The sequence below is a fragment of the Plantibacter sp. ME-Dv--P-095 genome (assembly GCF_030209365.1).
Taxonomy (GTDB): Bacteria; Actinomycetota; Actinomycetes; order Actinomycetales; family Microbacteriaceae; genus Plantibacter.
In genome coordinates this window covers 26,453-51,329 of record NZ_JARVSB010000005.1, presented here as the reverse complement: position 1 = coordinate 51,329, position 24,877 = coordinate 26,453, and the positions used below count along the sequence as shown (strand labels likewise).

At 68.0% G+C, this 24,877-nt stretch carries 22 protein-coding genes; 9 read left to right on the top strand and 13 right to left on the bottom strand.

All coding sequences use genetic code 11. The features are described 5' to 3' along the window. Nucleotides 1–89: 89 nt before the first annotated feature. Nucleotides 90–863, top strand: coding sequence for an exonuclease domain-containing protein (locus tag QRN26_RS07685; protein ID WP_285036090.1), 774 nt, complete (start codon nt 90–92; stop codon nt 861–863). A 75-nt stretch (nt 864–938) separates the two neighbouring features. Here the strand turns inward: QRN26_RS07685 and QRN26_RS07680 are convergent, their stop codons facing one another. From QRN26_RS07680 to glgA, 3 genes are all read right to left on the bottom strand, one after another. Then, nucleotides 939–1,187, bottom strand: coding sequence for a type B 50S ribosomal protein L31 (locus tag QRN26_RS07680; RefSeq protein WP_056005588.1), 249 nt, complete (start codon nt 1,185–1,187; stop codon nt 939–941). 157 nt (nt 1,188–1,344) lie between these two features. Then, nucleotides 1,345–2,157 carry an ABC transporter ATP-binding protein gene (locus tag QRN26_RS07675; RefSeq protein WP_285036088.1) on the bottom strand — a complete coding sequence of 271 codons (813 nt, stop codon included), beginning with the start codon at nt 2,155–2,157 and terminating at the stop codon, nt 1,345–1,347. Nucleotides 2,158–2,220: 63 nt separating this feature from the next. Next, nucleotides 2,221–3,402 (bottom strand): glycogen synthase, encoded by a 1,182-nt coding sequence (glgA, locus tag QRN26_RS07670; RefSeq protein ID WP_285036087.1) that lies wholly within the window; start codon nt 3,400–3,402, stop codon nt 2,221–2,223. A gap of 45 nt (nt 3,403–3,447) precedes the next feature. Here glgA and QRN26_RS07665 point away from each other — a divergent pair, with 45 nt between their 5' ends. Beyond that, nucleotides 3,448–4,692 carry a glucose-1-phosphate adenylyltransferase gene (locus QRN26_RS07665; protein WP_056005597.1) on the top strand — a complete coding sequence of 415 codons (1,245 nt, stop codon included), beginning with the start codon at nt 3,448–3,450 and terminating at the stop codon, nt 4,690–4,692. After that, the gene (serB, locus tag QRN26_RS07660) at nt 4,689–5,405 is read left to right on the top strand and encodes a phosphoserine phosphatase SerB (protein WP_285036086.1); all 717 of its coding nucleotides are present in this window, start codon (nt 4,689–4,691) and stop codon (nt 5,403–5,405) included. Before QRN26_RS07665 ends, serB begins: the two co-directional genes overlap by 4 nt. 26 nt (nt 5,406–5,431) lie before the next feature. Here serB and fabG read toward each other — a convergent pair whose 3' ends face one another. After that, on the bottom strand, nt 5,432–6,142 hold the full coding sequence (gene fabG / locus QRN26_RS07655; protein WP_056777399.1) for a 3-oxoacyl-ACP reductase FabG: 711 nt from the start codon (nt 6,140–6,142) through the stop codon (nt 5,432–5,434). A gap of 161 nt (nt 6,143–6,303) precedes the next feature. On the opposite strand from fabG, the gene QRN26_RS07650 reads away from it, so the two are divergent. Continuing rightward, nucleotides 6,304–6,612: a DUF3099 domain-containing protein gene (locus tag QRN26_RS07650; protein ID WP_285036084.1), complete on the top strand. Its 309-nt coding sequence runs from the start codon at nt 6,304–6,306 to the stop codon at nt 6,610–6,612. A gap of 217 nt (nt 6,613–6,829) precedes the next feature. Beyond that, complete coding sequence (locus QRN26_RS07640) at nt 6,830–7,678, top strand: SURF1 family cytochrome oxidase biogenesis protein (RefSeq protein ID WP_056005612.1); 849 nt, start codon at nt 6,830–6,832, stop codon at nt 7,676–7,678. 66 nt (nt 7,679–7,744) lie between these two features. On the opposite strand, the gene abc-f is transcribed toward QRN26_RS07640, so the two are convergent. The 7 genes from abc-f to sufB form a co-directional block, all read right to left on the bottom strand. Continuing rightward, a complete protein-coding gene (gene abc-f, locus QRN26_RS07635) occupies nt 7,745–9,343 on the bottom strand; it encodes a ribosomal protection-like ABC-F family protein (RefSeq protein ID WP_056005615.1) in 1,599 nt (532 codons plus the stop codon). A 130-nt stretch (nt 9,344–9,473) separates the two neighbouring features. After that, nucleotides 9,474–10,640, bottom strand: coding sequence for a MalY/PatB family protein (locus QRN26_RS07630; protein ID WP_285036083.1), 1,167 nt, complete (start codon nt 10,638–10,640; stop codon nt 9,474–9,476). A gap of 98 nt (nt 10,641–10,738) precedes the next feature. Then, nucleotides 10,739–11,068 carry a metal-sulfur cluster assembly factor gene (locus tag QRN26_RS07625; protein ID WP_056005622.1) on the bottom strand — a complete coding sequence of 110 codons (330 nt, stop codon included), beginning with the start codon at nt 11,066–11,068 and terminating at the stop codon, nt 10,739–10,741. Between the two features lie 28 nt (nt 11,069–11,096). Continuing rightward, nucleotides 11,097–11,873, bottom strand: coding sequence for a Fe-S cluster assembly ATPase SufC (gene sufC, locus QRN26_RS07620; protein ID WP_285036082.1), 777 nt, complete (start codon nt 11,871–11,873; stop codon nt 11,097–11,099). A gap of 4 nt (nt 11,874–11,877) precedes the next feature. Beyond that, nucleotides 11,878–12,201 (bottom strand): non-heme iron oxygenase ferredoxin subunit, encoded by a 324-nt coding sequence (locus QRN26_RS07615; protein WP_056005628.1) that lies wholly within the window; start codon nt 12,199–12,201, stop codon nt 11,878–11,880. After that, the gene (gene sufD, locus QRN26_RS07610) at nt 12,201–13,409 is read right to left on the bottom strand and encodes a Fe-S cluster assembly protein SufD (RefSeq protein WP_285036081.1); all 1,209 of its coding nucleotides are present in this window, start codon (nt 13,407–13,409) and stop codon (nt 12,201–12,203) included. Before sufD ends, QRN26_RS07615 begins: the two co-directional genes overlap by 1 nt. Beyond that, nucleotides 13,409–14,827 carry a Fe-S cluster assembly protein SufB gene (sufB, locus tag QRN26_RS07605; protein ID WP_056005633.1) on the bottom strand — a complete coding sequence of 473 codons (1,419 nt, stop codon included), beginning with the start codon at nt 14,825–14,827 and terminating at the stop codon, nt 13,409–13,411. Before sufB ends, sufD begins: the two co-directional genes overlap by 1 nt. A 307-nt stretch (nt 14,828–15,134) precedes the next feature. Here sufB and QRN26_RS07600 point away from each other — a divergent pair, with 307 nt between their 5' ends. Then, on the top strand, nt 15,135–16,106 hold the full coding sequence (locus QRN26_RS07600; RefSeq protein ID WP_502927374.1) for a COX15/CtaA family protein: 972 nt from the start codon (nt 15,135–15,137) through the stop codon (nt 16,104–16,106). A gap of 64 nt (nt 16,107–16,170) precedes the next feature. Here QRN26_RS07600 and QRN26_RS07595 read toward each other — a convergent pair whose 3' ends face one another. Together QRN26_RS07595 and QRN26_RS07590 are read right to left on the bottom strand one after the other, a co-directional pair. Beyond that, a complete protein-coding gene (locus tag QRN26_RS07595; protein WP_285036080.1) occupies nt 16,171–18,720 on the bottom strand; it encodes a DEAD/DEAH box helicase in 2,550 nt (849 codons plus the stop codon). 4 nt (nt 18,721–18,724) lie between these two features. Further along, nucleotides 18,725–19,645: a heme o synthase gene (locus QRN26_RS07590; protein ID WP_056005639.1), complete on the bottom strand. Its 921-nt coding sequence runs from the start codon at nt 19,643–19,645 to the stop codon at nt 18,725–18,727. Between the two features lie 374 nt (nt 19,646–20,019). Here QRN26_RS07590 and tkt point away from each other — a divergent pair, with 374 nt between their 5' ends. From tkt to QRN26_RS07575, 3 genes are read left to right on the top strand one after another with little or no spacing between them, the layout of a single operon-like run. Next, complete coding sequence (gene tkt, locus QRN26_RS07585; protein ID WP_285036079.1) at nt 20,020–22,110, top strand: transketolase; 2,091 nt, start codon at nt 20,020–20,022, stop codon at nt 22,108–22,110. A 24-nt stretch (nt 22,111–22,134) separates the two neighbouring features. Continuing rightward, complete coding sequence (gene tal, locus QRN26_RS07580; protein ID WP_056777407.1) at nt 22,135–23,244, top strand: transaldolase; 1,110 nt, start codon at nt 22,135–22,137, stop codon at nt 23,242–23,244. Further along, nucleotides 23,241–24,854 (top strand): glucose-6-phosphate isomerase, encoded by a 1,614-nt coding sequence (locus tag QRN26_RS07575; protein WP_285036078.1) that lies wholly within the window; start codon nt 23,241–23,243, stop codon nt 24,852–24,854. Before tal ends, QRN26_RS07575 begins: the two co-directional genes overlap by 4 nt. Nucleotides 24,855–24,877 lie beyond the last annotated feature (23 nt).

Here is a 24,877-nt window from a genome sequence, read left to right as displayed (position 1 = left end):
GAGTCAGGCTCCGCGTTCCCGGATGGAGTGGACCGAGCCGGTTCGGCGTGGCACGGTCCCCTGTCGGACGTGCGTCGTAGGGTGAAGGCGTGAACACGGCCGATGTGCATCCCCACTGGACGGACCGCCTCGCGGTCTTCGATCTCGAGACGACGGGGATCGAGGTGGAGACGAGTCGCATCGTGACCGCCTTCGTCGGCGTCATCGCGGCTGACGGTTCGATCGAACGGTCCTGGTCGTGGATGGCCGATCCGGGTGTCGAGATCCCCGCTCGTGCCGCCGAGATCCACGGCGTCACCACGGAACGCGCGCGGGCTGAGGGCCGGCCGTCGTCGGTCGTCGTCGGCGAGATCGTCGCCACCCTGACCGAGCTCTTCGCCGCTCGCCTGCCGGTGGTCGCGTACAACGCCCCGTACGATTTCTCGCTCCTGCACTTCGAGGCGGAACGCCACGGTGTGCCCTCGATCACCGAACCGACCCCGGTCGTCGACCCGTTGATCCTCGACCGTCGCCTCGACACGTTCCGCCGCGGGAAGCGGACGCTCGAGGTCGTCGCCGCGCTCCACGGCGTCCCGCTCGAAGGGGCGCACGACGCCGGTGTGGACGCCGTCGCGGCCGGGCGGGTCGCGCAGGCCATCGGCCGCCGGTACGCCGACGCCCTCCCGACGAACGTGGACGAGCTGCACGAGGCTCAGCGGGCCTGGTCGCTCGAGCAGGCCGAGAGCTTCCAGTCCTACATGCGCCGCGTGCGCGATCCCGAGTTCGTCGCGGACGGAGGGTGGCCGATCCGCACCGGTCGTGTTGTCGCACCATCCGAGGCGCCCATCATCGTGCCGGCGGATCAGCTCCCCCTCGGCATCTGAACCCCACGATCCGGTCTGTCGACGACGAAACGCCCCGATCCGAGGATCGGGGCGTTTCGTGTACAGCGGAGTGGACTACTTGCCGAAGCCCTTGAAGCGCTGGTTGAACTTCTCGACACGGCCGGCCGAGTCCATGATGCGCTGCTTACCCGTGTAGAACGGGTGCGACTCGGACGAGATCTCCACGTCGATCACCGGGTAGGTGACGCCGTCGAGGTCGATCGTCTTGCCGGACGAGACCGTCGAGCGCGTGAGGAACGTCGCGCCGGAGGCGAGGTCGCGGAAGACGACGGCTTCGTACGTGGGGTGGATGTCAGATTTCATCAGCAGTCCTTGTTGAGTGGATGGTGTGGGTAGTACCCGCGCTCGGAACTCCAGGCACGAGGCAGAAAGCTCTTGGCTCCGCGAGCCAAAGGTCGACTTTACCAGACTCGGCGCGCGTCTGCTCGCCGAGGGCGATCGACGCGCCGAGATGGGGTCGTCAGACCGGTGCGACGGCGGACCGGCCGGCGCGGGTGGAACGGGCATGGAAGCGCCCATCCTCCTCGGTCAGCTCGATCGGGAGGTCGAACGTCTCACTGAGGTGCTCTGACGTCAGTATCTCGGAGATGGGTCCAGCCGCGACGATGCCGCCGTCCCGGACGAGCAGCACGTGCGTGAAGCCGACCGGGATCTCCTCGACGTGGTGCGTCACCATGATGATCGCCGGTGAGTCGTCCGCGCTCGCATAGCCGCCGAGGAGTTCGACGAGTTCTTCGCGGGTGCCGAGGTCGAGGCTCGCCGCCGGCTCGTCCAGGAGGAGCAGCTCGGGGTCCGTCATGATCGCGCGGGCGATCTGGACACGCTTCTGTTCACCGTCGCTGAGCGTGCCGAAGCGACGGTCGGCGAGGTGGTCGAGCTTCCATTCGGCGAGCACCCGGGACGCACGCTTCACGTCGATGTCCTCGTACTGCTCGACCCAGCGTCCCGTGACCGAGTAGGCGGCCGTCAGGACCACGTCGAGGACGGTCTCCTCCGGCGGCACCCGCTTCGCGAGCGCCGACGAGGCGAACCCGATGCGGGGACGCAACTCGAAGACGTCGACGCGACCGAGGGTCTCGTCGAGGACCGACACCGTTCCCTTCGAGGGATGGATGAGCGTCGCGGCCAGCTGCAGGAGTGTCGTCTTCCCGGCGCCGTTCGGGCCGAGGACGATCCATCGCTGGTCGCCCGTCACCGTCCAGTCGACACCGTCGAGGATGGGGTTGAGATTGCGGACCACGGACACATCGGAGAACTGCAACACGCTCGGCATGGTCCTAGCCTATCCGGACCAGGTCCCCGCACGTCGCCCTCCGGGGCGTACCCGGGAAGCGGTTCAGACGAGGCTGCGGTACAGCTCCGCCGTCTGGGAGGCGATCCGCGACCAGCTGAAATCGGACTCCGCTCGGCGACGTCCTGCCGCCCCGTACGCCCTCGCCTGCGCCGGATCCTGGACGACCTCCGTGAGGGTGGCGGCGAGGTCGGCGACGAAGCGCTCGGGGTCGAGCGGGGTCCCGGTGCCGTCGGACGCCTGCGCGAGGGGGACGATCCGGCCCGTGACGCCGTCCTGGACGACCTCCGGGATGCCGCCGGTCCCGGTCCCGACGACCGCGGCCCCACAGGCCATGGCCTCGAGGTTCACGATGCCGAGCGGCTCGTAGATCGACGGGCACACGAAGGTGGTGGCTGCGGTGAGCACGGTGCAGAGCTCGTGGCGCGGGAGCAGTCGTTCGATCCAGACGACCCCGGTGCGCTCCTGCTGCAGCTCCTCGACGAGTCCCTTGACCTCGGCGAGGATCTCGGGGGTGTCGGGAGCGCCGGCGCACAGGATGAGCTGGACGTCGGGCGGCAGCAGACGGGCCGCTCGCAGCAGGTAGGGCAGCCCCTTCTGCCGGGTGATCCGGCCGACGAAGACGACGGACGGACGCGACGGGTCGATGCCGAGCGAGCGCAGCAGGTCGTCGTCGACCCGAGGCTGCCAGTCGGTGAGGTCGATGCCGTTGTAGATGACCTGCACCTTGGCCGGGTCAAGGCTCGGGTAGGACCGCAGGATGTCCCGTCGCATACCGTCACTGACCGCGACGACGGCCGCGGCCCCTTCGTAGGCGGACTGCTCGATCCAGCTCGACACGCGGTACCCGCCACCGAGTTGTTCGGCCTTCCAGGGCCGCAGCGGTTCCAGGCTGTGCGCGGTGACGACGTGCGGGATGCCGTGCAGGAGGGAGGCGAGATGTCCGGCACCGTTCGCGTACCAGGTGTGCGAGTGCACGAGGTCGGCCCCCGCGACGTCCTGGGCGATGAGGAGGTCCGTCCCGAGGGTGGTGAGCGATCCGTTGGCGCCCTGGAGTTCGGCCGGCACGCCGTAGGCGACCGTGTCGGCCTCGTCGCGCGGGGCGCCGAAGCAGCGGACGGTCACGTCGATGTCGCTGCGGAGGGATTTCACCAACTCCGCGACGTGGACACCTGCTCCGCCGTAGATCTCCGGCGGGTACTCCTTTGTCACAAGATCAACTCGCATGTCTAGACGCTAGTACAGGTCACCTCCGGCATCTATTCTGAAGCCATGGCCGCCTCAAAGAAGATTTTCGGAATCGTCCTCGCTGGTGGGGAAGGGAAGCGGTTGATGCCGCTGACCGCGGACCGCGCGAAACCGGCCGTACCGTTCGGCGGGCAGTACCGTCTGATCGACTTCGCGCTGTCCAACCTCATCAACTCGGGACTCACCCAGATCGTCGTCCTCACTCAGTACAAGTCCCACAGCCTCGACCGCCACGTCTCGCAGACGTGGCGTCTCTCGGGGTTGCTCGACTCCTATGTCGCATCCGTGCCGGCGCAGCAGCGCCTCGGGAAGCGTTGGTTCAGCGGCTCAGCCGACGCCATCCTGCAGAGCCTCAACCTCATCCGCGACGAGAAGCCCGACATCGTCGTGGTCGTCGGTGCGGACCACGTGTACCGCATGGACTTCGCGCAGATGATCGAGGCGCACATCCAGTCCGGGAAGAAGGCCACCGTCGCGGCGATCCGTCAGCCGATCTCCCTCTCGGACCAGTTCGGCGTCATCGACGTGGACGCTGACGACCCCACGACGATCGCGCGCTTCCTCGAGAAGCCCCTCGACGCCCCCGGCCTGCCGGACTCCCCCGGTGAGGTGCTCGCCTCCATGGGCAACTACGTGTTCGACGCGGACGCGTTGATGCAGGCGGTCATCGACGACGGCGAGGTGACGAGTTCGAACCACGACATGGGTGGCGACATCGTCCCGTACTTCGTCGATCGCGGTGAAGCCGGCGTGTACGACCTCCAGCGGAACGACGTACCGGGCTCCACCGACCGCGACCGCTACTACTGGCGCGACGTGGGGACGATCGAGTCCTTCTACGAGGCGCACCAGGACCTCATCTCGACGCTCCCCATCTTCAACCTCTACAACCGGGACTGGCCGATCTTCAGCTCGCAGTTGAACTCGCCGCCGGCCAAGTTCGTGCGGGATGCGAAGGGCAACCTCGGCCAGACCATCGACTCGATCGTCTCGCTCGGGTCGCTGCTGTCCGGAGCGCACATCGAGCGCAGTGTCCTCGGGCCCTGGGCGCTCGTGGAGTCGGGCGCTCACGTCTCGGACTCCGTGGTGTTCGACAAGGTCCACATCGAACCGGACGCCGTCGTCAAGCGGGCTATCCTGGACAAGGATGTGGTGGTCACCTCCGGCGCGAGCGTCGGTGTCGACCACGACCGGGACCGCGCTCGCGGATTCACCGTCACCGAGTCCGGTCTCACCGTGGTTGGCAAGGGAGTACGCGTCGTTCCATGAGTACCGATCGTTCGGCAGTGGCGGATCCCGAGGCAGCACTCCCCCCACAGGCCGGACGAGGCGTCCGGTTCCTCGCGGTCCTGGACGCCGACTCGACGCTCATCGAGAACGAGGTGATCGAACTCCTCGCCGAGGAGGTCGGCAGTCTTCCCGAGGTCGCTGCGATCACGGAGCGGGCGATGCGAGGCGAGCTCGACTTCGCCGACAGCCTCCGGGCGCGGGTGGCGACGCTCGCCGGCCTGCGGGTGGACCGCATCCCCGTGATCGCCCGGCGGATCCGCATCACCCGCGGGCTCGAGCGGCTCATCGACGGGCTGCACGCGCACGGATCGACGATCGGTGTGGTCTCCGGCGGATTCCATGAACTCCTCGATCCGCTCGCAGCGACCCTCGGCCTCGACCATGTGCGGGCGAACCGGCTCGAGACGGCCGACGGTCGACTGACCGGCGGGCTCAGTGGGCCGATCATCGACGCAGCGGCCAAGGCGGATGCGTTGCAGGAGTGGGCCGCCCTCGATGACGTCCCGCTGGTGCGGACCATCGCGGTCGGCGACGGCGCAAACGATCTCGCCATGATGGAGGTCGCGGGCCTCTCGGTCGCCTTCAACGCGAAGCCGATCGTGCGTCGGCACGCGGACGTCGTCGCAGGCAGGGTCGACCTCGGCGACGTCCTGCCTCTCCTCGGCCTCGAGAGCGGGCCTCAGCGCCGCTGAGTCGACCCCGGGTGTTCGACCTCGGGTCAGTGCCCCATGCCGAGGCCGCCGTCGACCGGGATGACCGCCCCGGAGATGTACCCGGCGTCATCGCCGGCGATCCAGGTGACGACCTTCGCGACCTCGTTCGCGCTCGCGAACCGGGCGGCGGGGATGCTCTTCTTGTACTCGGCCTGCGTCTCGGCCGGCAGCTCGGCGGTCATGTCCGTCTCGATGAAGCCGGGCGCGATGACGTTCGCCGTGATCCCGCGTGCACCGAGTTCACGGGTGATGGAACGCGCCATGCCGACGAGGCCGCTCTTCGAGGCGGCGTAATTGACCTGGCCGGCGGAGCCGTAGAGGCCGACGACACTCGAGATGAGCACGATGCGCCCGAACCTCGCCTTGAGCATGCCTTTCGACGCTCGCTTGACGACCCGGAAGGAACCACCCAGGTTCGTGTCGACGACCCGGTCGAAGTCGTCCTCGGTCATCCGCATGAGCAGGGTGTCCTTCGTGATGCCCGCATTGGCCACGAGCACCTCGACGGGACCGAGCTGGGCTTCGATCTCGGTGAAGGCCGCGTCCACCGAGGCGGCGTCCGTGACGTCCGCGCGGACCGTCAGCGTGCCGGCCGGTCCCTCGCCCGACCGCGCGGTCACGGCCACCCGGTGACCCTGCGCGACGAACTCCTCGGCGATGGCGAAGCCGATCCCCCGGTTGCCTCCGGTGACGAGGACGGTGCGTGGTGCGGTCATGGTCGATTCCTCTCCTGCGGCGGGACGGACCGATTCGAGCGGCGGCCGTCGAGGTCCGTGACGCTCCGGCCGCGGACCCGTACCAGCATATGGTGGTCTCCGGTTCCTCCCGGTCACTTCAGGGCATCGAGCGCCCGTCGAGAGCGTAGGCTGAGACTGGCATGAAGCAGCAGAGCATCACCTCACTCCCACCGGCGCCCGATCAGGAACGCCGGCAGCGGCTCATCAAGTACTCGATCACCATGGGTGTCCGGTTGCTTTGCCTCGCCGCGCTCCCATTCGTGCAGGGCGGTTGGATGTTCGTGGTCGCGGCCGGCGCCATCTTCCTCCCGTACATCGCCGTGATCATCGCGAACGCCGGTTCGCTGCCGTCGCTGGGCGAGATCGAACGCCCCAGTGGTGTCGTGGTGTCCCAGCGGCCGAACATCGTCGACGACTCCGTCCCTCCCCGCCCGGCCGACCAGGCATGATCGGGTTCGGAGCCGAGCCCGACGGGGTGATCTGTTCTCGCGCCGGGTGCCGTGCAGTGGCGGACTGGCGGATCGACTGGCGGAATCCGAAGATTCACACCGGAGACCGCGTGAAGACCTGGACCGCCTGCGAGGAGCACGTCGACTTCCTGGAAGCCTTCCTCGAGGCCCGCTCCTTCCCGCTCGAGCGGGTGCGCCTCGCCCCGGTGGTGGGATCATGAGCGCCGGATGGCGCTTCGCCTTCAGCCGGCGCTGGCTCGGATACCTGGGCGTCGCCATCGTCTTCGCCGTCGTCTGCGTGCTCCTCTCCAACTGGCAGCTCGCACGCGCGAGCGAGAAGGAGGAAGAGGTCCAGCGCATCGCCACCAACTGGGACGCGACCCCGATCCCGCTCGACGAGGCACTCCCATCGCTCGACTCCTTCAGCGTCGCCGACGAATGGCACCCGGTGTCGATGAGCGGAACCTACCTGACGGACGAGCAGCTGCTCGTCCGCAACCGTCCCCGGAACAACCAGGCGGGCTTCGACGTCCTCACGCCGCTCCGACTGGCCAACGGCGACGTCTTCATCGTCGATCGCGGCTGGGTCCCGGCGGGCGACACGCTCGACGCACCGGAGTCGATTCCCGCTCCCCCGTCCGGAGAGGTCTCGGTCGTCGTCCGGATCCGGCCGGGCGAGCCGACCCTCCCGGGCCGCGGTGCCGCCGACGGCCAGGTGGCGACGATCAACCTCCCCCAGATCGCCGAACTCCGCGGTGAGACGGTCTACACGGGCGCGTACGGGATGCTGCTCTCGGAGCGCCCGGCGCCCGCGGAGGCGGCGCCCCTCGGCCCGATCAAACCCGAGCCGAACGAGGGCATGCACCTGTCCTACGCGCTGCAGTGGGTCGTGTTCGCGCTGATGGGCTTCATCTTCCTCGCCTACGCGATCCGCCAGGAGTACCGCATCCTGAACTCGGACGACCCGAAGGAGCAGCGGCGGGCGGCCGCGCGCGCCGAACGCCTCGCCAACAAGGCGAGGTCCGACGCCGACATCGAGGACGAGATCCTCGAGTCGCGTCGCTGACCCACGCCGCCCACCGGATTCACCGGGCGGCCGAGCCGGGCCCGTGATGCACACGGGCCCAGCGCGTCAGGCCAGACTGACGAGGTCCTGGTAGTCCTTGTTCCAGTGGTCCTCGACGCCGTCGGGCAGGATGAGGACCCGTTCCGGGTTCAATGCCTCGACCGCTCCCTCGTCGTGGCTGACGAGTACGACCGCGCCCTCGTAGTGGGCGAGCGCGTCGAGGATCTCCAGCCGGCTGGCCGGGTCGAGGTTGTTGGTCGGTTCGTCGAGCAGGAGCATGTTCGCTCCCGAGACGACGATCATCGCGAGGGCGAGTCGCGTCTTCTCACCACCGGAGAGCACCCCCGCGAGCTTGTTGGAGTCGTCGCCGGTGAACAGGAACGAACCGAGCACCTTGCGCGCTTCCATCTCGGTGATGTTCGGCGACGAGGAGACCATGTTCTCCAGGACGCTGCGCTTGACGTCGATCGTCTCGTGTTCCTGGGCGTAGTAGCCGATCCGCAGCCCGTGACCGGGCTCGAGCTGACCGGTGTCGGGCTGGTCCACACCGGCCAGGATCCGCAGCAGCGTGGTCTTGCCCGCACCGTTGAACCCGAGGATGACGACCTTCGATCCGCGGTCGATCGCGAGGTCGACCGCCGTGAAGATCTCGAGTGATCCGTAGCTCTTCGACAGGTTGCTCGCCATGAGCGGCGTGCGGCCGCAGGGGGCCGGGGTCGGGAACCGCAGCTTCGCGACGCGATCCTGGGCGCGGACCTCCTCGAGGCCGGAGAGCATCCGCTCAGCGCGTGCGACCATCTGGTGCGCCGCGGCCGCCTTGCTGGCCTTCGCGCCGAACTTGGCCGCCTGGAGCTGGAGCGCGGTCGCCTTCTTCTCGACGTTGGTGCGCTCCTTCTTCCGGCGCTCCTCGTCGGCCTCGCGCTGCCGCTGGTAGTTCTTCCAGTTCATGTTGTAGATGTCGATGACGGTGCGGTTCGCATCGAGGTAGAAGACCCGGTTGACCGTCTCCCCCACGAGCTCGATGTCGTGCGAGATCACGATGAACCCGCCCTTGTACTGCTTGAGGAACTCCCGCAGCCACACGACCGAGTCGGCGTCCAAGTGGTTGGTCGGCTCGTCGAGGATGAGCGTCTCGGCGTCGGAGAAGAGGATGCGCGCGAGTTCGATGCGGCGGCGCTGTCCTCCGGAGAGCGTCTTCAGCTGCTGGTCGAGGATGCGGTCGGGCAGATTCAGGTTCGACGCGATCGACGCGGCTTCGGCCTCGGCGGCGTATCCCCCGAGGGCGTTGAACCGGTCCGTGAGGTTGCCGTACTTCTTCATGGCGGCTTCGGCGACCTTCGGGTCGTCGCTCGCCATGGCCATGCTCGACTCGTGCATGCCGAGCGCGAGCTGGCCGAGGCCGCGGGCGTCGAGGATGCGGGTGCGGGCGAGGTCCTCGGGGTTGCCGGATCGCGGATCCTGCGGGAGGTAGCCGATCTCCCCGCCACGATCGATCTTGCCGTTGGTCGGCAGGGTCTCGCCGGCCAGGGTCTTGGTCAGGGTGGTCTTCCCGGCGCCGTTGCGGCCGACGAGGCCGATCTTGTCGCCGGCGGACACGCGGAAGTTCACGTGCTCCATGAGCACGCGTGCCCCCACGCGGATCTCGAGGTCGTGCACACTCAGCACAGGCATGGTCCATTTCTTCAGGTGCGTTTCGACAACGCGGGGGGTGGGGGTCAACTTCCCAGTATAAATCGTGAAATCGATGCTCGGCACCGCGGCCGTCTCGCGTGCGTCCGAGGGCGCCCGTTCGGACTCAGCGCAGCGCCGAGATCCGTCGGATGGCCTCAGTCAGCAGCTCCGGCGAACAGGCGAGGTTCAATCGCGCGTGGCCGGCGCCGGACGGACCGAACGGCGCTCCCTCCTGCAGAGCGACCTTCGCCACCCGCAGGATGTGACGGGCGGGCGGTTCCGACCAACCGAGGGTGGAGCAGTCGAGCCAGGCCAGATAGCCGGCGGCGGGCATGCGGTAACCGATCTCCGGGAGCTCGGCGCTCAGGAGGTCACCCAGCAGGCGCCGATTCCCATCGATGAGACCCAGAAGGCCGTCGAGCCACGGTTCCCCGGATTCGAACGCCGCGATCGAGGCCAGCACGCCGAACTGACCGGTGCGCCAGAAGACCTCGACCGGCATACCGGCGATCACGCTCCTCGGACCGGCACCAGCCGTGACCATGACCGCGCACTTCAGGCCTGCCAGATTCCAGGCCTTGCTGGCCGACAGGACGGCGTATCCGTTCGCCGCAGCCTCCTCCGAGACACTCAGGTAGGGGACGAACCGCTCGCCGGGCTGCGTGAGCGACGCGTGGATCTCATCGCTCACCACCACGACCCCGTAGCGGGCGGCGAGCGAGGCGACGGAGCGGAGTTCCTCGACCGTGTGCGGGCGCCCGATCGGGTTGTGCGGGTTGCAGAGCAGGAAGGCCTTCGCGCCGCCACGGAACGCGGTCTCCAGGGCATCGAGATCGAGGCGGAGCCCACCGGCTGGGTCCTCCGGACGACTCGAACCGCGCAGCGGCACGTCGGCGACGACCCCACCGGCCTCGGCGACGAGGTCGAAGAAGGGCGGATAGACCGGAGAGGTGACGACGACCCGTTCCCCCGGGGTGATGACGCGACGGAGGATCTCCACGATGCCCATGCTGACGTCGGCGGTCGTGAAGACGGACCCGGGGTCCACCTCCCACCCCCAGCGTCGAGACGCGAAGCCGGCGAACGCCTCGGGAAGTCGCGTGCGGCTCGCCACGTATCCGGCGTCCCCGCGATCGATCGCAGCGTGGAGTGCGGCGCGGATCACGGGCGCGAGCGGGACGTCCATCTCCGCGACGAACATCGGCAGGACGTCGTCCGGGTACTCGGACCACTTCTCGCTCGTCCGGGTGCGGAGCAGGTCGAGGGGGTCGGCGGAAACGGTCTCGGTCATGGCTCGACCCTATCCGCGGTCGGCGCGTCGGGCACAACCGCCGCGAACGACGACGACCGACGGCTGGAACACAGCCGTCCGTCGTCGTGGAGGATCGATCAGATCGAGAAGCCGAGGGCTCGCATCATGTCGCGGCCGTCGTCCGTGATCCGCTCGGGACCCCACGGCGGCATCCAGACCCAGTTGATGCGGAACGCGTCGACGATCCCGTCGAGCGCCTGACCGGTCTGTTCCTCCAGCACGTCCGTGAGCGGACAGCCGGCGGAGGTCAGGGTCATGTGGATGATGAGCGCGTCGTTCTCGTCATCCCAACCGAGATCGTAGATGAGACCGAGGTCGACCACGTTCACCCCGAGCTCGGGGTCCATGACGTCCTTGAGTGCTTCTTCGACCTCGTCGAATCGTTGCGGACTGAGCGTTGTTACCATGTCGTTATCTTAGACCGCCTTCGCGGACTCAGGCGCCTTCCGGAGCCACGACGGCGTCGACGAGGAAGCGGTCGTACCCTTCGTTCTCGAGTCGGTCGGCGAGCTCGGGACCGCCCTGTTCGGCGATCTTGCCGGCGACGAAGACGTGCACGAAGTCCGGCTTGATGTAGCGGAGGATGCGCGTGTAGTGCGTGATGAGCAAGACGCCGAGACCGGTGTTCTTCTTGGCGCGGTTGACGCCCTCGGAGACGATCTTGAGCGCGTCGACGTCGAGACCGGAGTCGGTCTCGTCGAGGACGGCGAACTGCGGCTTGAGCAGCTCGAGCTGCAGGATCTCGTGGCGCTTCTTCTCGCCGCCCGAGAAGCCCTCGTTCACGTTCCGCTCGGCGAAGGCCGGCTCCATGCGCAGGTTGCTCATCGACTCGCGGACGTCCTTGATCCAGCCACGGATGGCCGGTGCCTCGCCGTCGACCGCGGTCTTCGCGGTGCGGAGGAAGTTGGTGACCGTGACACCGGGGATCTCGACCGGGTACTGCATGGCCAGGAAGAGTCCGGCGCGCGCACGCTCGTCGACGCTCATCGCGAGGACGTCCTCACCGTCGAGGGTGATCGAGCCGCTGTCGACGGTGTACTTCGGGTGACCGGCGATCGTGTACGCGAGCGTCGACTTGCCCGAGCCGTTCGGGCCCATGATGGCGTGCGTCTCGCCCTTGCGGATGGTGAGGTCGACGCCACGCAGGATCGGCTTCGTGCCCTGTTCGGTTTCGACACTGACGTGCAGGTCGCGGATTTCGAGGACTGACATGGTGCTAGATCTCTTTCGTTGCGGTCGGGTCGATGTAGATGTCGCCGTCGATGAGCTCGACGGTGTAGACGGGGACCGGCTCGTAGGCCGGCAGGGTCAACGGCTTGCCCGTGGTGAGCGAGAACTGCGAACCGTGAGCCCAGCACTCGAGGTTGCCGTCTTCGACGAAGCCTTCGGACAGCGAGATGTCGCCGTGGGTGCAGACGTCCCCGATGGCGAACACATCGTCAGACGCGTCCCGGACGAGGGCGATCGGCACGCCGTCCACCACGACCCGCTTGGCCTGGTTCACGGCGAGCTCGTCGAACGAGCACACCTTCGTCGCCATCAGTGCTGCGCTCCGCCGTCGTCCTGTCCGTCGGCGCCCAACAGCTCTGCTTCGATGGCCGCCGAGAGGCGCTCCTGCAGCTCGGCGTCGCCGATCTGCTGGATGATCTCGACGAGGAATCCACGGACGACGAGTCGCCGTGCTTCGTCCTCCGGGATGCCTCGCGCCTGCAGGTAGAAGAGCTGCTCGTCGTCGAAGCGTCCGGTCGCGCTCGCGTGGCCGGCTCCGGCGATGTCGCCGGTCTCGATCTCGAGGTTCGGAACGGAGTCGGCACGAGTGCCGTCCGAGAGGACCAGGTTGCGGTTCTGCTCGTAGCTGTCCGTGGCGACGGCACGGTTGCTGATGAGGACGTCGCCGATCCAGACGGACCGGGCGCCCTCACCCTGCAAGGCGCCCTTGTAGGTCACGCGGCCCCGGGTGTTCGGAGCGTCGTGGTGCATGTACACCTGCTGCTCGAGGTGCTGGCCCGCATCCGAGAAGTAGACGCCCAGTGAGTCGAGATCGGAGCCCTGACCGGAGAGGTGCAGCGTGGGGTTCACTCGGACGACCTTGCCACCGAGGGACACGACGACGTGCTTGAGGTGCGCGTCGCGGCCGATGGAGGCGAAGTGGCTCGCGAGGTGCACGGCTTCGTCGTCCCACCACTGCACCGACACGACGGTCACGTCCGCCTGCTCGCCGACGACGATCTCGACGTTCTCCGTGAGGCGTGCGTCGCCGGAGTTCTCGATGATGATCAGGCCGCGGCTGAACGGTGCGGCCGTGATGACCGTGTGCGCGGCGCGAGGGCCACCGCCGAGCGCGCTGCGCTCGATGCGGAGGGTCTTGGTCTCCTCACCGGTGACCGAGATCGCGAGCGCCTGCTCGAAACTCGACCACGCGTTCGCCGATGCGCGCTCCTCCGGAACACCAGCCGATCCGACGCGCGCGTCGTCACGACCGATCCACTCGATGCCGAAGCCGTCGACGTCGTCGTGCTGGACCGGGGTGGGCGAGCCGTCGAGCTCCCCCGCGGTGAGGTCGGTGAACTTCGCGACCGGGCTGAGCTTCCAGACCGCCTCGCGTCCCGTCACCGCTGGGAAGTCGGCCACATCATAGGAGCTGAAGCGCTCCGATCGGGTCTGCACCGGGATGACGCGTCCTGCGCCGTCGCTGTGTGCCGTGATGCCGTGCTGTCCTTCGGTCTGAGTCGGTGCTGCAGTCGTCATTAACCGACGGATCCTTCCATGCCCATCTCGATGAGCTTGTTGAGTTCGAGTGCGTACTCCATGGGCAGCTCGCGGGCGATCGGCTCGATGAAGCCGCGGACGATCATGGCCATGGCCTCGTCCTCCGGCATGCCGCGGCTCATCAGGTAGAAGAGCTGCTCTTCGCTGACCTTCGACACCGTCGCCTCGTGTCCGAGCTGGACGTCGTCCACGCGGATGTCGATCGCCGGGTAGGTGTCGCTCCGGGAGATGGTGTCGACGAGGAGCGCGTCGCACCGCACGGTGTTGGCCGAGTGGTGGGCGTTGGCGTCGACCCGGACCTCACCGCGGTAGCCGGCACGGCCGCCACCACGGGCGATCGACTTCGACACGATCGACGACTGCGTGTACGGAGCCATGTGGATCATCTTGGCGCCGGCGTCCTGGTGCTGGCCGGGGCCGGCGAACGCGACCGACAGGGTCTCGCCCTTGGCGTGCTCGCCCATGAGGTAGATGGACGGGTACTTCATCGTGACCTTGGATCCGATGTTGCCGTCGATCCACTCCATGGTCGCGCCCTCAGCGGCCGTGGCACGCTTCGTGACCAGGTTGTAGACGTTGTTCGACCAGTTCTGGATGGTCGTGTACCGCACACGCGCGTTCTTCTTGACGATGATCTCGACGACCGCGGAGTGCAGCGAGTCCGACTTGTAGATCGGCGCGGTGCAGCCCTCGATGTAGTGCACGTAGCTGCCCTCGTCGGCGATGATCAGCGTCCGCTCGAACTGGCCCATGTTCTCGGTGTTGATCCGGAAGTAGGCCTGCAGCGGGATCTCCACGTGCACGCCGGGCGGCACGTAGACGAAGGAGCCACCGGACCACACGGCCGTGTTCAGCGCCGCGAACTTGTTGTCGCCGGACGGGATGACCGTGCCGAAGTACTCCTCGAAGAACTCGGGGTGCTCGCGCAACGCGGTGTCGGTGTCCATGAAGATGACACCCTGCGCCTCGAGTTCCTCGTTGATCTGGTGGTAGACCACCTCGGACTCGTACTGCGCGGCGACGCCCGAGACGAGGCGCTGGCGCTCGGCCTCGGGGATGCCGAGCTTCTCGTAGGTGTTCTTGATGTCGTCCGGCAGGTCTTCCCAGGTCTGGGCCTGCTTCTCGGTCGAGCGGACGAAGTACTTGATGTTCTCGAAGTCGATCTCGGAGAGGTCGGCGCCCCATGTCGGCATGGGCTTGCGCTCGAACAGCTGCAGGGCCTTGAGGCGCCGCTGCAGCATCCAGTCCGGTTCGCTCTTCAGCGCGGAGATGTCGGCCACGACCTCGGTGGAGATACCGCGGCGCGCTGAGGCGCCGGCGACGTCGCCGTCGTGCCATCCGAACTCGTACTGGCCGAGTCCGGCGAGCTCTGGGCGATCGATCAGGATGTCTGACATGTGTCCCTCTTTCCTCCCTGGAGACAACCACCGGATGGAGGTCGTCATTCCCTCCCGTGGGACGCGCCTGATCGGAGCGGGTTGGGGAGGGGATGTGCGGGCGGCTTCTTCGCGAACCTACAATGTTCTTGAACCATGGCGCTTCTCGCGCGCACCGTGAACCTCATAATCCTACAGCTTCCTGTGGGTTGTGGGTGAGGACGGTGCATACCGTCGCCGTGGCCACCGCGAACCGAAGGACCGACCCGTGTCAGACCACTCCAAGACCGCCAGTCGCGCGACGCCGCCGCGTAGCCTCCCCGAGCGGGTGCGCGCCACGCGGTTCTGGCAGTGGTTGCCGACGACGATCGACAAGCGGGTGCGGGTCGTCGCCTGGTTCTCGTTCGCGTTCCAGCTCGTCCTCATCGGCACCGGTGGAGCCGTCCGCTTGACCGCTTCCGGTCTCGGTTGCCCCACCTGGCCTCGCTGCACGGACGACTCGTTCGTGAACACGCCGGAGATGGGGATCCACGGGATCATCGAGTTCGGCAACCGTCTGCTGACGTTCGTCCTGGCGATCATCGTGATCGCCGCGTTCCTCGCGGTCATCCGCATGCGTCGGCAGCGGCCGGACCTCTTCCGACTGACCCTGCTCCAGGGGCTGTCCATCCCGGCACAGGCCGTCCTCGGCGGGATCACCGTGCTCACCGGCCTGAACCCGTACGTGGTGGGGCTGCACTTCGTCATCTCGATCGTCCTGGTCGCCCTGGCGACGATGCTCGTCCACCGGGTCTACCGCGGGCCCCGTGGCGCGGTGAAGGTCATGCCCGGTTGGTACCTCGGCGTCGTCCACCTCACGAGCCTGTTCGTGGCTGTGACGGTCGTGTTCGGTATCCTCACCACGGGCTCGGGACCCCACGCCGGCGACAACTCCAAGGAGGTGCCCGCTCCGCGGAACGGCTTCGACCCGGAGTTCCTGCAGCACCTCCACAGCTGGCCCGCCTACGCGACGCTCGCGGGCACCGTCGTGCTCCTCATCGGGGCAATCGTGCTCGGTGCACGCCGAGGTTCGCGCGGCGTCCGCACCGCGGTCTCCGCACTCCTCGCGGTCGAAGTCGCGCAGATCGTCGTGGGACTCACCCAGGCGCGCCTCGGACTCCCCGAGGTGCTGGTCGGGCTGCACATGGTGCTCGCCGGACTCCTCGTCGCCGCGATGACCTGGGTCGTCCTGCAGCAGCGGATCCCGGTGCGGACGGCGTCGAACGACGAGCGTCCGGTCTCCCTCAGCGCCGCGCGCTGACTCCGACGCGTCGTCGACGACGGGTCGACGCGCGCCGCTGGAGGTGCTGCCCTCGGACGACGGCTCAGAGCATCCCGACGGCGGTCACACGGACCACGGCCGTGCCGGTCTCGTCGGAGGCGTCGAGGTCGATGACGGCAGCGATCCCCCAGTCGTGGTCACCGGCCGGGTCGGCGAACACCTGGCGCACGCGCCAGACTCCCCCGGCATCGCCGACGGGGCGTTCGTCCTCGTCGTCGATCACGAGGAGGGCAGGGCTCCGCGCCGCGGCTCCCGTCGGCAACTCGCCGTGCTCCTCGAAGTAGGGGTCCATGGCATCGGCCCAGGCGTCGGCGTCGAATCCCGCAGAGGCGTCGAGCTCGCCGAGTGCGTCGTAGTGCTCCAGGGAGGCGAGCTGGACCCGGCGGAAGAGTTCGTTTCGGACCAGGACCGTGAACGCACGCCGGTTCGCGAGCACGCTGCGCGGTGTCGGCGGGAGTGCGTGGACGGCCTCGGCATGCCGTTCCGGATCCGGGTGGGAGAGTTCCTCCCACTCGTCGAGCAAGCTCGAGTCGACCTGGCGGACGAGTTCGCCGAGCCACTCGATGAGGTCCTGGAGTTCCTCGTCCTTGAATTCGTCCGGGACACTCTGGCGGATCGCCCGGAAGGCGTCCGACAGGTAGCGCAGGACGAGCCCCTCAGACCTCGACAGGCTGTAGAACGACACGAACTCGCTGAAGTTCAGCGCCCGCTCGATGAAGTCGCGGACGACCGCCTTCGGGCGGAGCTCGAGGTCGAGTGCCCAGGGCTGGGCGGCGGTGTAGCTGGTGAACGCCGCCTCGAGGAGCTCTGCGAGTGGCTTCGGGTGGGTGACCTGTTCGAGGAGCTCCATGCGCTGGTCGTACTCGATCCCCTCGGCCTTCATCGCCTGCACGGCCTCGCCCCTGGCGAGGTGCTGCTGGGCCATCACGATCTGACGGGGGTCGTCGAGGGTCGACTCCACCACCGAGATGACGTCGAGTGCGAAGCCGGGTTCCGCCGGGTCGAGGAGCTCGAACGCCGCGAGGGCGAAGGGTGAGAGTGGGGCGTTGAGGGCGAAGTTGGGCTGCAACTCGACCGTGAGACCGATGACGACCTCACCCGTGTCGGGATCGGTGGTCTGGGTGATCACGCCGGCGGTGCGCAGCGTGCGATAGATCTCGAGCGCGCGTCTGGCGAGGGCGAAGCGTCTGGCGCGCGGTTCGTGGTTGTCGAACACGAGCGAACGGATGGTGCCGAAGCTGTCACCGCCACGCGCGATGACACTGAGCATCATCGCGTGGGTGAGCTGCATGTGGCTCGTCAGCGTCTCCGGTTCGGCCGAGACCAGCCGTTGGAAACTGGGCTCTCCCCATGACACGAAGCCTTCGGGTGCCTTCTTGCGGATGATCTTGCGGCGCTTCTTCGGGTCGTCGCCGGCCTTCTCGATCAGTTTGAGGTTCTCGGTCTCGTGCTCGGGTGCCTGCACCACCACGGTGCCTGCGGTGTCGTACCCCGCTCGACCCGCTCGCCCGGCGATCTGGTGGAACTCTCTCGCGTTCACCTGCCGCATCTTCGTGCCGTCGTACTTCGTGAGCGCGGTGAACAGGACGGTACGGATCGGGACGTTGATCCCGACCCCGAGGGTGTCGGTCCCGCAGATGACCCGGAGGAGGCCCCGTTGCGCCAGTTGCTCGACGAGGCGTCGGTACTTCGGCAGCATGCCGGCGTGGTGCACGCCGATACCGCTGCGGACGAGTCGGGACAGGGTCGTGCCGAACGCGGTGCTGAACCGGAAGTCACCGATGGCCGCGGCGATCTCGTCGCGCTGCTCCCGCGTGACGACCTTGAGGCTCGTCAACGCCTGCGCCCGCTCGAGCGCGGCCGCCTGGGCGAAGTGCACGATGTAGACGGGCGCCTGGCCGGTGTGGAGGAGATCCTCCACCGTTTCGTGGATCGGCGTCGTCGCGTAGGAGAAGTGCAACGGCACGGGGCGTTCGACGCCCGTCACGACGGCGGTCTCGCGGCCGGTGCGGCGCTCGAGGTCGGCCGCGAGTTCGCCGACGTCTCCGAGCGTCGCGGACATCAGGATGAACTGGGTGTCCGGCAACGTGAGCAGCGGGACCTGCCAGGCCCAACCCCGATCCGGGTCGGCGTAGAAGTGGAACTCGTCCATCACGACCTGGTCGATGCCCGCATCGGTGCCGTGTCGCAACGCCAGGTTGGCCACGATCTCCGCGGTGCAGCAGACGATCGGCGCGTCGGCGTTCACCGAGGAGTCGCCGGTGACCATCCCGACGTTCTCCGCGCCGAACATCTCGACGAGGGCGAAGAACTTCTCGCTGACGAGTGCCTTGATGGGGGCCGTGTAGTAACTGCGTCGGCCGGAACTCAACGCGGCGAAGTGCGCGCCTGCGGCGACGAGGCTCTTCCCGGTGCCCGTGGGCGTGGACAGGATGACGTTGGCGCCGTCGACGATGCCGATGAGCGCCTCCTCCTGGGCCGGGTAGAGGCTGAGACCGCCGGCCTCGGCCCAGGAGACGAACCGGTCGAAGACGATGTCGGGGCTCTCCCCCGTCGCAGCGATCAGCCGGCCACGTTCCGCTGCGTCAGCCACCGGGTCAGAACGGGAGGAGCGGGTCGATGCCGACGGCGAGGAACAGCAGGGTCAGGTAGGTGATCGAACCGTGGAACACGCGCATGGGCGAGACGTGCTCGTGGCGGATCGCCAGGTTGTAGAGGCGGTGGGTCTCGTAGACGAACCAGCCGCCGGACAGGAGGGCGACCGCACTGTAGAGCAGGCCCATGTCCGCCACGGGGATGAGCAGGAGGGAGCAGGCGACCGTGGCCCAGGCGTAGAGGATGACCTGCAGGCCGACCTGTGCCCGCCCGCGGACGACGGCGAGCATCGGTACGCCGACGGCCTGGTAGTCGCTCCGGTACTTCATGGACAGCGGCCAGTAGTGCGGCGGCGTCCACAGGAACACGACGGCGAACAGGATGATCGGTGCCCAGGTGAGCGAACCGGTGACGGCGGCCCAACCGATGACGACGGGGAAGCAACCGGCGATCCCGCCCCAGATGATGTTCTGCTGGGTGCGTCGCTTCAGCCACAGGGTGTAGACGAACACGTAGAAGAGGATCGCGCCGACCGACAGCGAAGCGGCCAGCCAGTTGGTGGTGGCGAGGAGCCACACCGTCGACACGACGCCGAGCGTCCAGGCGAACACGAGGGCCTCGCGCGGCGTGACCTCGCCGGTCACGAGGGGGCGCTTCTTCGTGCGGTCCATCACCGCGTCGATGTCGCGGTCGATGTAGCAGTTGAACGCTGCGGCGGAGCCGGCGCTGAGCGCGCCGCCGATCACCGTCGCGATGACGAGCCACCAGTCCGGCAGGCCGCCCTTCGCGAGGATCATGACCGGGATCGTCGTCACCAGCAGCAGTTCCATGACCCGGGGCTTGGTGAGGGCGATGTACGCCTTCGCCTTGCGTCGGAAACCGAGCCTGGGGCTCGACACACGTTCTGCTACAGCGACGTCCATTGCTCCTCTAACGTTCGGTTCACCACGCACTGCTCGCCCGGTACGCGGTCCGCAGACGATTCTACGACACCGGCGAGGCGCACCGTACTCCGCGAGGGCGCTGCGCGCGGCTCACCGCCGGCAGGCTCGTCGGCAAGCTCTGTGACGTCGAAAGTCCACCCGTGTTCGCGCTGGTCGAACATCGACCGACAGCTGCGGTCTGTCGCTATGCTGGGAAGTGCTCGCCAGCCACTGTGCACGCGTGCGCCCCCTTCACCCAGTTCGAAGAGCGGTGTCGTGTGCTCGGACGCCGAAGACGACGTGGGCCGCGAACGTACAGAAGAAGGCTCGACCGCTCGTCGGCCTCCTGTTCCGATGAGAAGGGTCAGTATTCAGTGGCAGATCTGCAGTGGGAAAGCATTGACAGCAAAGCGGTCGACACGGCGCGCATCCTCGCCGCCGACGCGGTCGAGAAGGTCGGCAACGGCCACCCGGGGACGGCGATGAGTCTCGCCCCCGCCGCATACCTCCTGTTCCAGAAGGTCATGCGCCGCGACCCGAAGGACCAGGACTGGCTCGGGCGCGACCGCTTCGTGCTGTCGGTCGGGCACAGCTCGCTGACGCAGTACGTCCAGCTCTACCTCGGTGGCTACGGCCTCGAACTCTCCGACCTCGAGGCGCTCCGCACCTGGGGTTCGCTGACGCCCGGCCACCCGGAGTACGGGCACACCAAGGGTGTCGAGATCACCACCGGTCCGCTCGGCCAGGGCCTCGCATCCGCCGTCGGCTTCGCCTACGCGTCCCGTTTCGAGCGCGGCCTGTTCGACCCCGAAGCAGACGCCGGCACGAGCCCCTTCGACCACTTCGTCTACGTCATCGCGGGTGACGGCGACCTGCAGGAGGGTGTGACGAGCGAGGCCTCCTCGCTCGCCGGCCACCAGCAGCTCGGCAACCTCATCGCGATCTACGACTCCAACCAGATCTCGATCGAGGACGACACCAACATCGCCTTCACCGAGGACGTCAAGGCTCGCTACGAGGCGTACCACTGGCACGTCCAGGTCGTCGACTGGAAGCAGACCGGCGAGTACGTCGAAGACGTCCACGCGCTGAACGACGCGATCGAGGCAGCCAAGGCCGAGACCGAGAAGCCGTCGCTGATCATCCTCAAGACGATCATCGGCTGGCCGGCTCCCAAGAAGCAGAACACGGGCAAGATCCACGGCTCCGCACTGGGTGCCGAGGAACTCGCCGCCGTCAAGGAGGTCCTCGGGTTCGACCCCGAGCAGAGCTTCGTCGTCGCCGACGAGGTCATCGAGCACACCCGCAAGGCGATCGACCGTGGTGCCGAGGCCCGTGCCGAGTGGCAGCAGGCGTTCGACGCCTGGGCCGCGGCCAACCCCGAGCGTGCTGCGCTGCTCTCGCGTCTCGAGACCGGCGAGCTCCCCGAGGGCGTCGAGTCCGCACTGCCCGTCTTCGAGGCAGGCAAGGACGTCTCCACGCGCGCCGCTTCCGGCAAGGTGCTCAACGCCCTCGGCCCGGTCATCCCCGAACTCTGGGGCGGCTCGGCCGACCTCGCCGAGTCGAACAACACCACGATCGAGGGCGGTGCGTCCTTCATCCCGAGCGAGCACTCCACCCACGAGTGGACCGGCAACCCGTACGGACGCGTCCTGCACTTCGGTATCCGTGAGCACGCGATGGCCGCCATCCTCAACGGCATCGTCCTCCACGGACCCACCCGCGCGTTCGGTGGCACCTTCCTCATCTTCAGCGACTACATGCGTCCGGCCGTCCGTCTGGCCGCGCTCATGAACGTGCCGTCCATCTTCGTGTGGACCCACGACTCCGTCGCCCTGGGTGAGGACGGCCCGACGCACCAGCCGATCGAGCAGCTCGCCTCGCTCCGTGCCATCCCGAACCTCGCCGTCGTGCGACCGGGTGACGCGAACGAAGTCGCCTACGCCTGGCTGGAGATCCTCAAGCGCCGCGGCGGCCCCACCGGCATCGCGCTGACCCGTCAGAACATCCCGGTGTTCGAGCGAGGCACGGGCGACGCCTCCGGCGAGACCTTCGCCGCCGCGTCCAACGTCTCCAAGGGCGCCTACGTGCTCGCCGAGGCGCCGAACGGCACGCCCGACGTCATCCTCATCGCGACGGGTTCCGAGCTCCAGCTCGCCGTCGAGGCCCGCGAGGTCCTCCGCGGCGAGGGCGTCAACGCCCGCGTCGTCTCGGTCCCCGCGCTCGAGTGGTTCGAGGAGCAGTCCGCCGAGTACCGCGAGTCCGTCCTGCCGAAGGCCGTCACCGCGCGCGTCTCCGTCGAGGCGGGTCTCGGCCTGACCTGGAAGAGCATCGTCGGCGACGCCGGCCGCACCGTGTCGATCGAGCACTTCGGTGCCTCCGCCGACTTCAAGACGCTGTTCCGTGAGTTCGGCATCACCACGGAGGCAGTCGTCTCCGCAGCACACGAGACGCTCGGCAAGTAGCCCGGGCGAAGGAGACAGAAGAACATGACTGAAACCCCAACCGCCCAGCTGTCCGCCGCCGGCGTCAGCATCTGGCTCGACGACCTCTCCCGCGGACGCATCCAGTCCGGTGGCCTCGAGCAGCTCATCGCCGACCGCAACGTCGTCGGCGTCACCACGAACCCGACCATCTTCGCCTCGGCGCTCAGCAACGGCGACGTCTACGCCGAGCAGGTCGCCCAGCTGGCCGCAGCAGGCAAGGACGTCACCGAGGCGGTCTTCGAGATCACCACCGACGACGTCGCGTCCGCCTCCAAGATCTTCCGTGGCGTCTACGACGCCTCCGGCGGGTACGACGGCCGGGTCTCGATCGAGGTCGAGCCGGGCTTCGCCCACGACGCCGCTGCCACGATCGAGCAGGCCAAGGCCCTCTGGACCAAGGTCAACCAGCCCAACGCGATGATCAAGATCCCCGCGACCGTCGAAGGTCTCGAGGCCATCACCGCGGTCATCGGCGCCGGCATCAGCGTCAACGTCACCCTGATCTTCAGCCTCACGCGCTACCGCGAGGTGATCAACGCCTTCCTGACCGGTCTCGAGCAGGCCAAGGCGGCTGGGCACGACCTCTCGACGATCCACTCGGTCGCCTCCTTCTTCGTGTCGCGCGTCGACACGGAGATCGACAAGCGTCTCGAGGCCGTCGGCACCCCCGAAGCGGCCGCGCTGAAGAGCAAGGCCGGCGTCGCCAACGCCCAGCTGGCCTACCAGGTCTTCGAGCAGGAGTTCGCGAGCGAGCGGGCCACCGCCCTCCTCGAGGCCGGCGCCAACAAGCAGCGTCCGCTCTGGGCCTCGACGGGCGTCAAGTCCGCCGACCTCCCCGACACGCTCTACGTGACCGAGCTCGTCGCCGACGGTGTCGTCAACACCATGCCGGAGAAGACGCTCGAGGCGACCTTCGACCACGGCGTCATCACCGGCGACACCGTCACCGGCTCCTACGCAGCGGCCAACGAGGTCCTCGACGCGATCGCCGCGCAGGGTGTGTCCTACGACGAGGTCACCGAGCTCCTCGAACGCGAGGGCGTCGAGAAGTTCATCGTCTCCTGGAACGAGTTGCTCGAGACGGTGAAGACGGCGCTGGAGGCCTCCAAGTGAGCTTCAAGATCCACGTGAGCGGTGCGGCCGAGGCCGCCGTCGCGTCGGTCGTCCCGACGCTCGTCAGCGACCTCGTCGCATCGCGGATCACCGACCAGGACCCCACCCTGTGGGGTCCTGCAGCCGAGGCCGAGGCGTCCAAGCGCCTTGGCTGGGTTCAGGCGGTCTCCGTCTCCCGCCCGCTCGTCGAGCCGATCCTCGCTCTGCGCGAGCAGTTCAACGACCAGGGTGTCGACCACATCGTCCTCGCGGGCATGGGCGGATCCTCGCTCGCACCCGAGGTCATCACGGGCACCCTCGGGGGCCACCTGACGGTGCTCGACTCGACCGCACCCGGTCAGGTGCTCTCAGCCCTCGCCGACCGCCTCGAGACCTCCGTGCTCGTCGTCTCCTCGAAGTCCGGCTCCACGGTGGAGACCGACAGCCAGCGACGTGCCTACGAGGCTGCGTTCACGGCGGCGGGCATCGACCCCGCCGGTCGGATCGTCATCGTCACCGACCCGGGCTCGCCGCTCGAGGCGGCGGCGAACGAGGCGGGTTACCGCGTCTTCAACGCCGACCCGAACGTGGGCGGCCGCTACAGCGCGCTCACCGCGTTCGGTCTCGTCCCCTCCGGTCTCGCCGGGGTCGACATCGGTGCGCTGCTCGACGAAGCCGACGCCGTGCTCGGTGAGCTGGCCATCGACGACGCGTCGAACCCGGGGCTCATCCTCGGCGCGGCGCTCGGCGGTACCGTCCCGCTGCGCGACAAGGTCGGACTCATCACCGACGGCACGCACATCGTCGGTTTCCCCGACTGGGCCGAGCAGCTCATCGCCGAATCCACCGGCAAGTCCGGTCGCGGACTCCTGCCGGTCGTGCTCAACCCGCTCGCACCCGAGTTGGAGTCGAAGCCGTCCGATCTGCAGATCGTGCGGATCGTCGACGACGCCCACGAGTTCCACCTGCTCCCCCGCGACCGTCACGAGGGCGAGATCCTCGTGAGCGGCAGCCTGGGCGCGATGATGCTCGTGTGGGAGTACGCCACGGTGATCGCCGGTCGCCTCATCGGCATCGACCCGTTCGACCAGCCCGACGTCGAGTCGGCGAAGGTCGCCACGCGCGGGCTGCTCGACAACCGCCCGGAGCCTGAGGCACCCGCCTTCGTCGCCGACGGTATCGAGGTCCGCGGGACGACCGACCTCCTGGATGGCGTGACCACCCTGTCCGGTGCCGTCGAGGCACTGCTCGCAAGGCTCCCGGAGGACGGCTACGTCGCGATCCAGGGCTACGTCGACCGCCTCGCCTCGCCCCAGCTCGAGAGCATCCGCGACCTCGTCGCGGCGAAGGCCGGTCGCCCCACCACCTTCGGTTGGGGTCCGCGCTTCCTGCACTCGACGGGTCAGTACCACAAGGGCGGCCCGGCGAACGGCGTGTTCCTGCAGATCACCGAGACGGCGCCCGTCGACCTGGAGATCCCGGAACGACCGTTCACCTTCGGCCAGCTCATCGAGGCCCAGGCGGGTGGCGACGCCCGCGTCCTCGCCGAGCACGGTCGTCCGGTCCTCACGTTGACCCTCACGTCGCCGGACCAGAACATCGTCACCCTCTTCGACGCCGTCAACGACTAACGCGTCACTGCACAAGGAGCTTC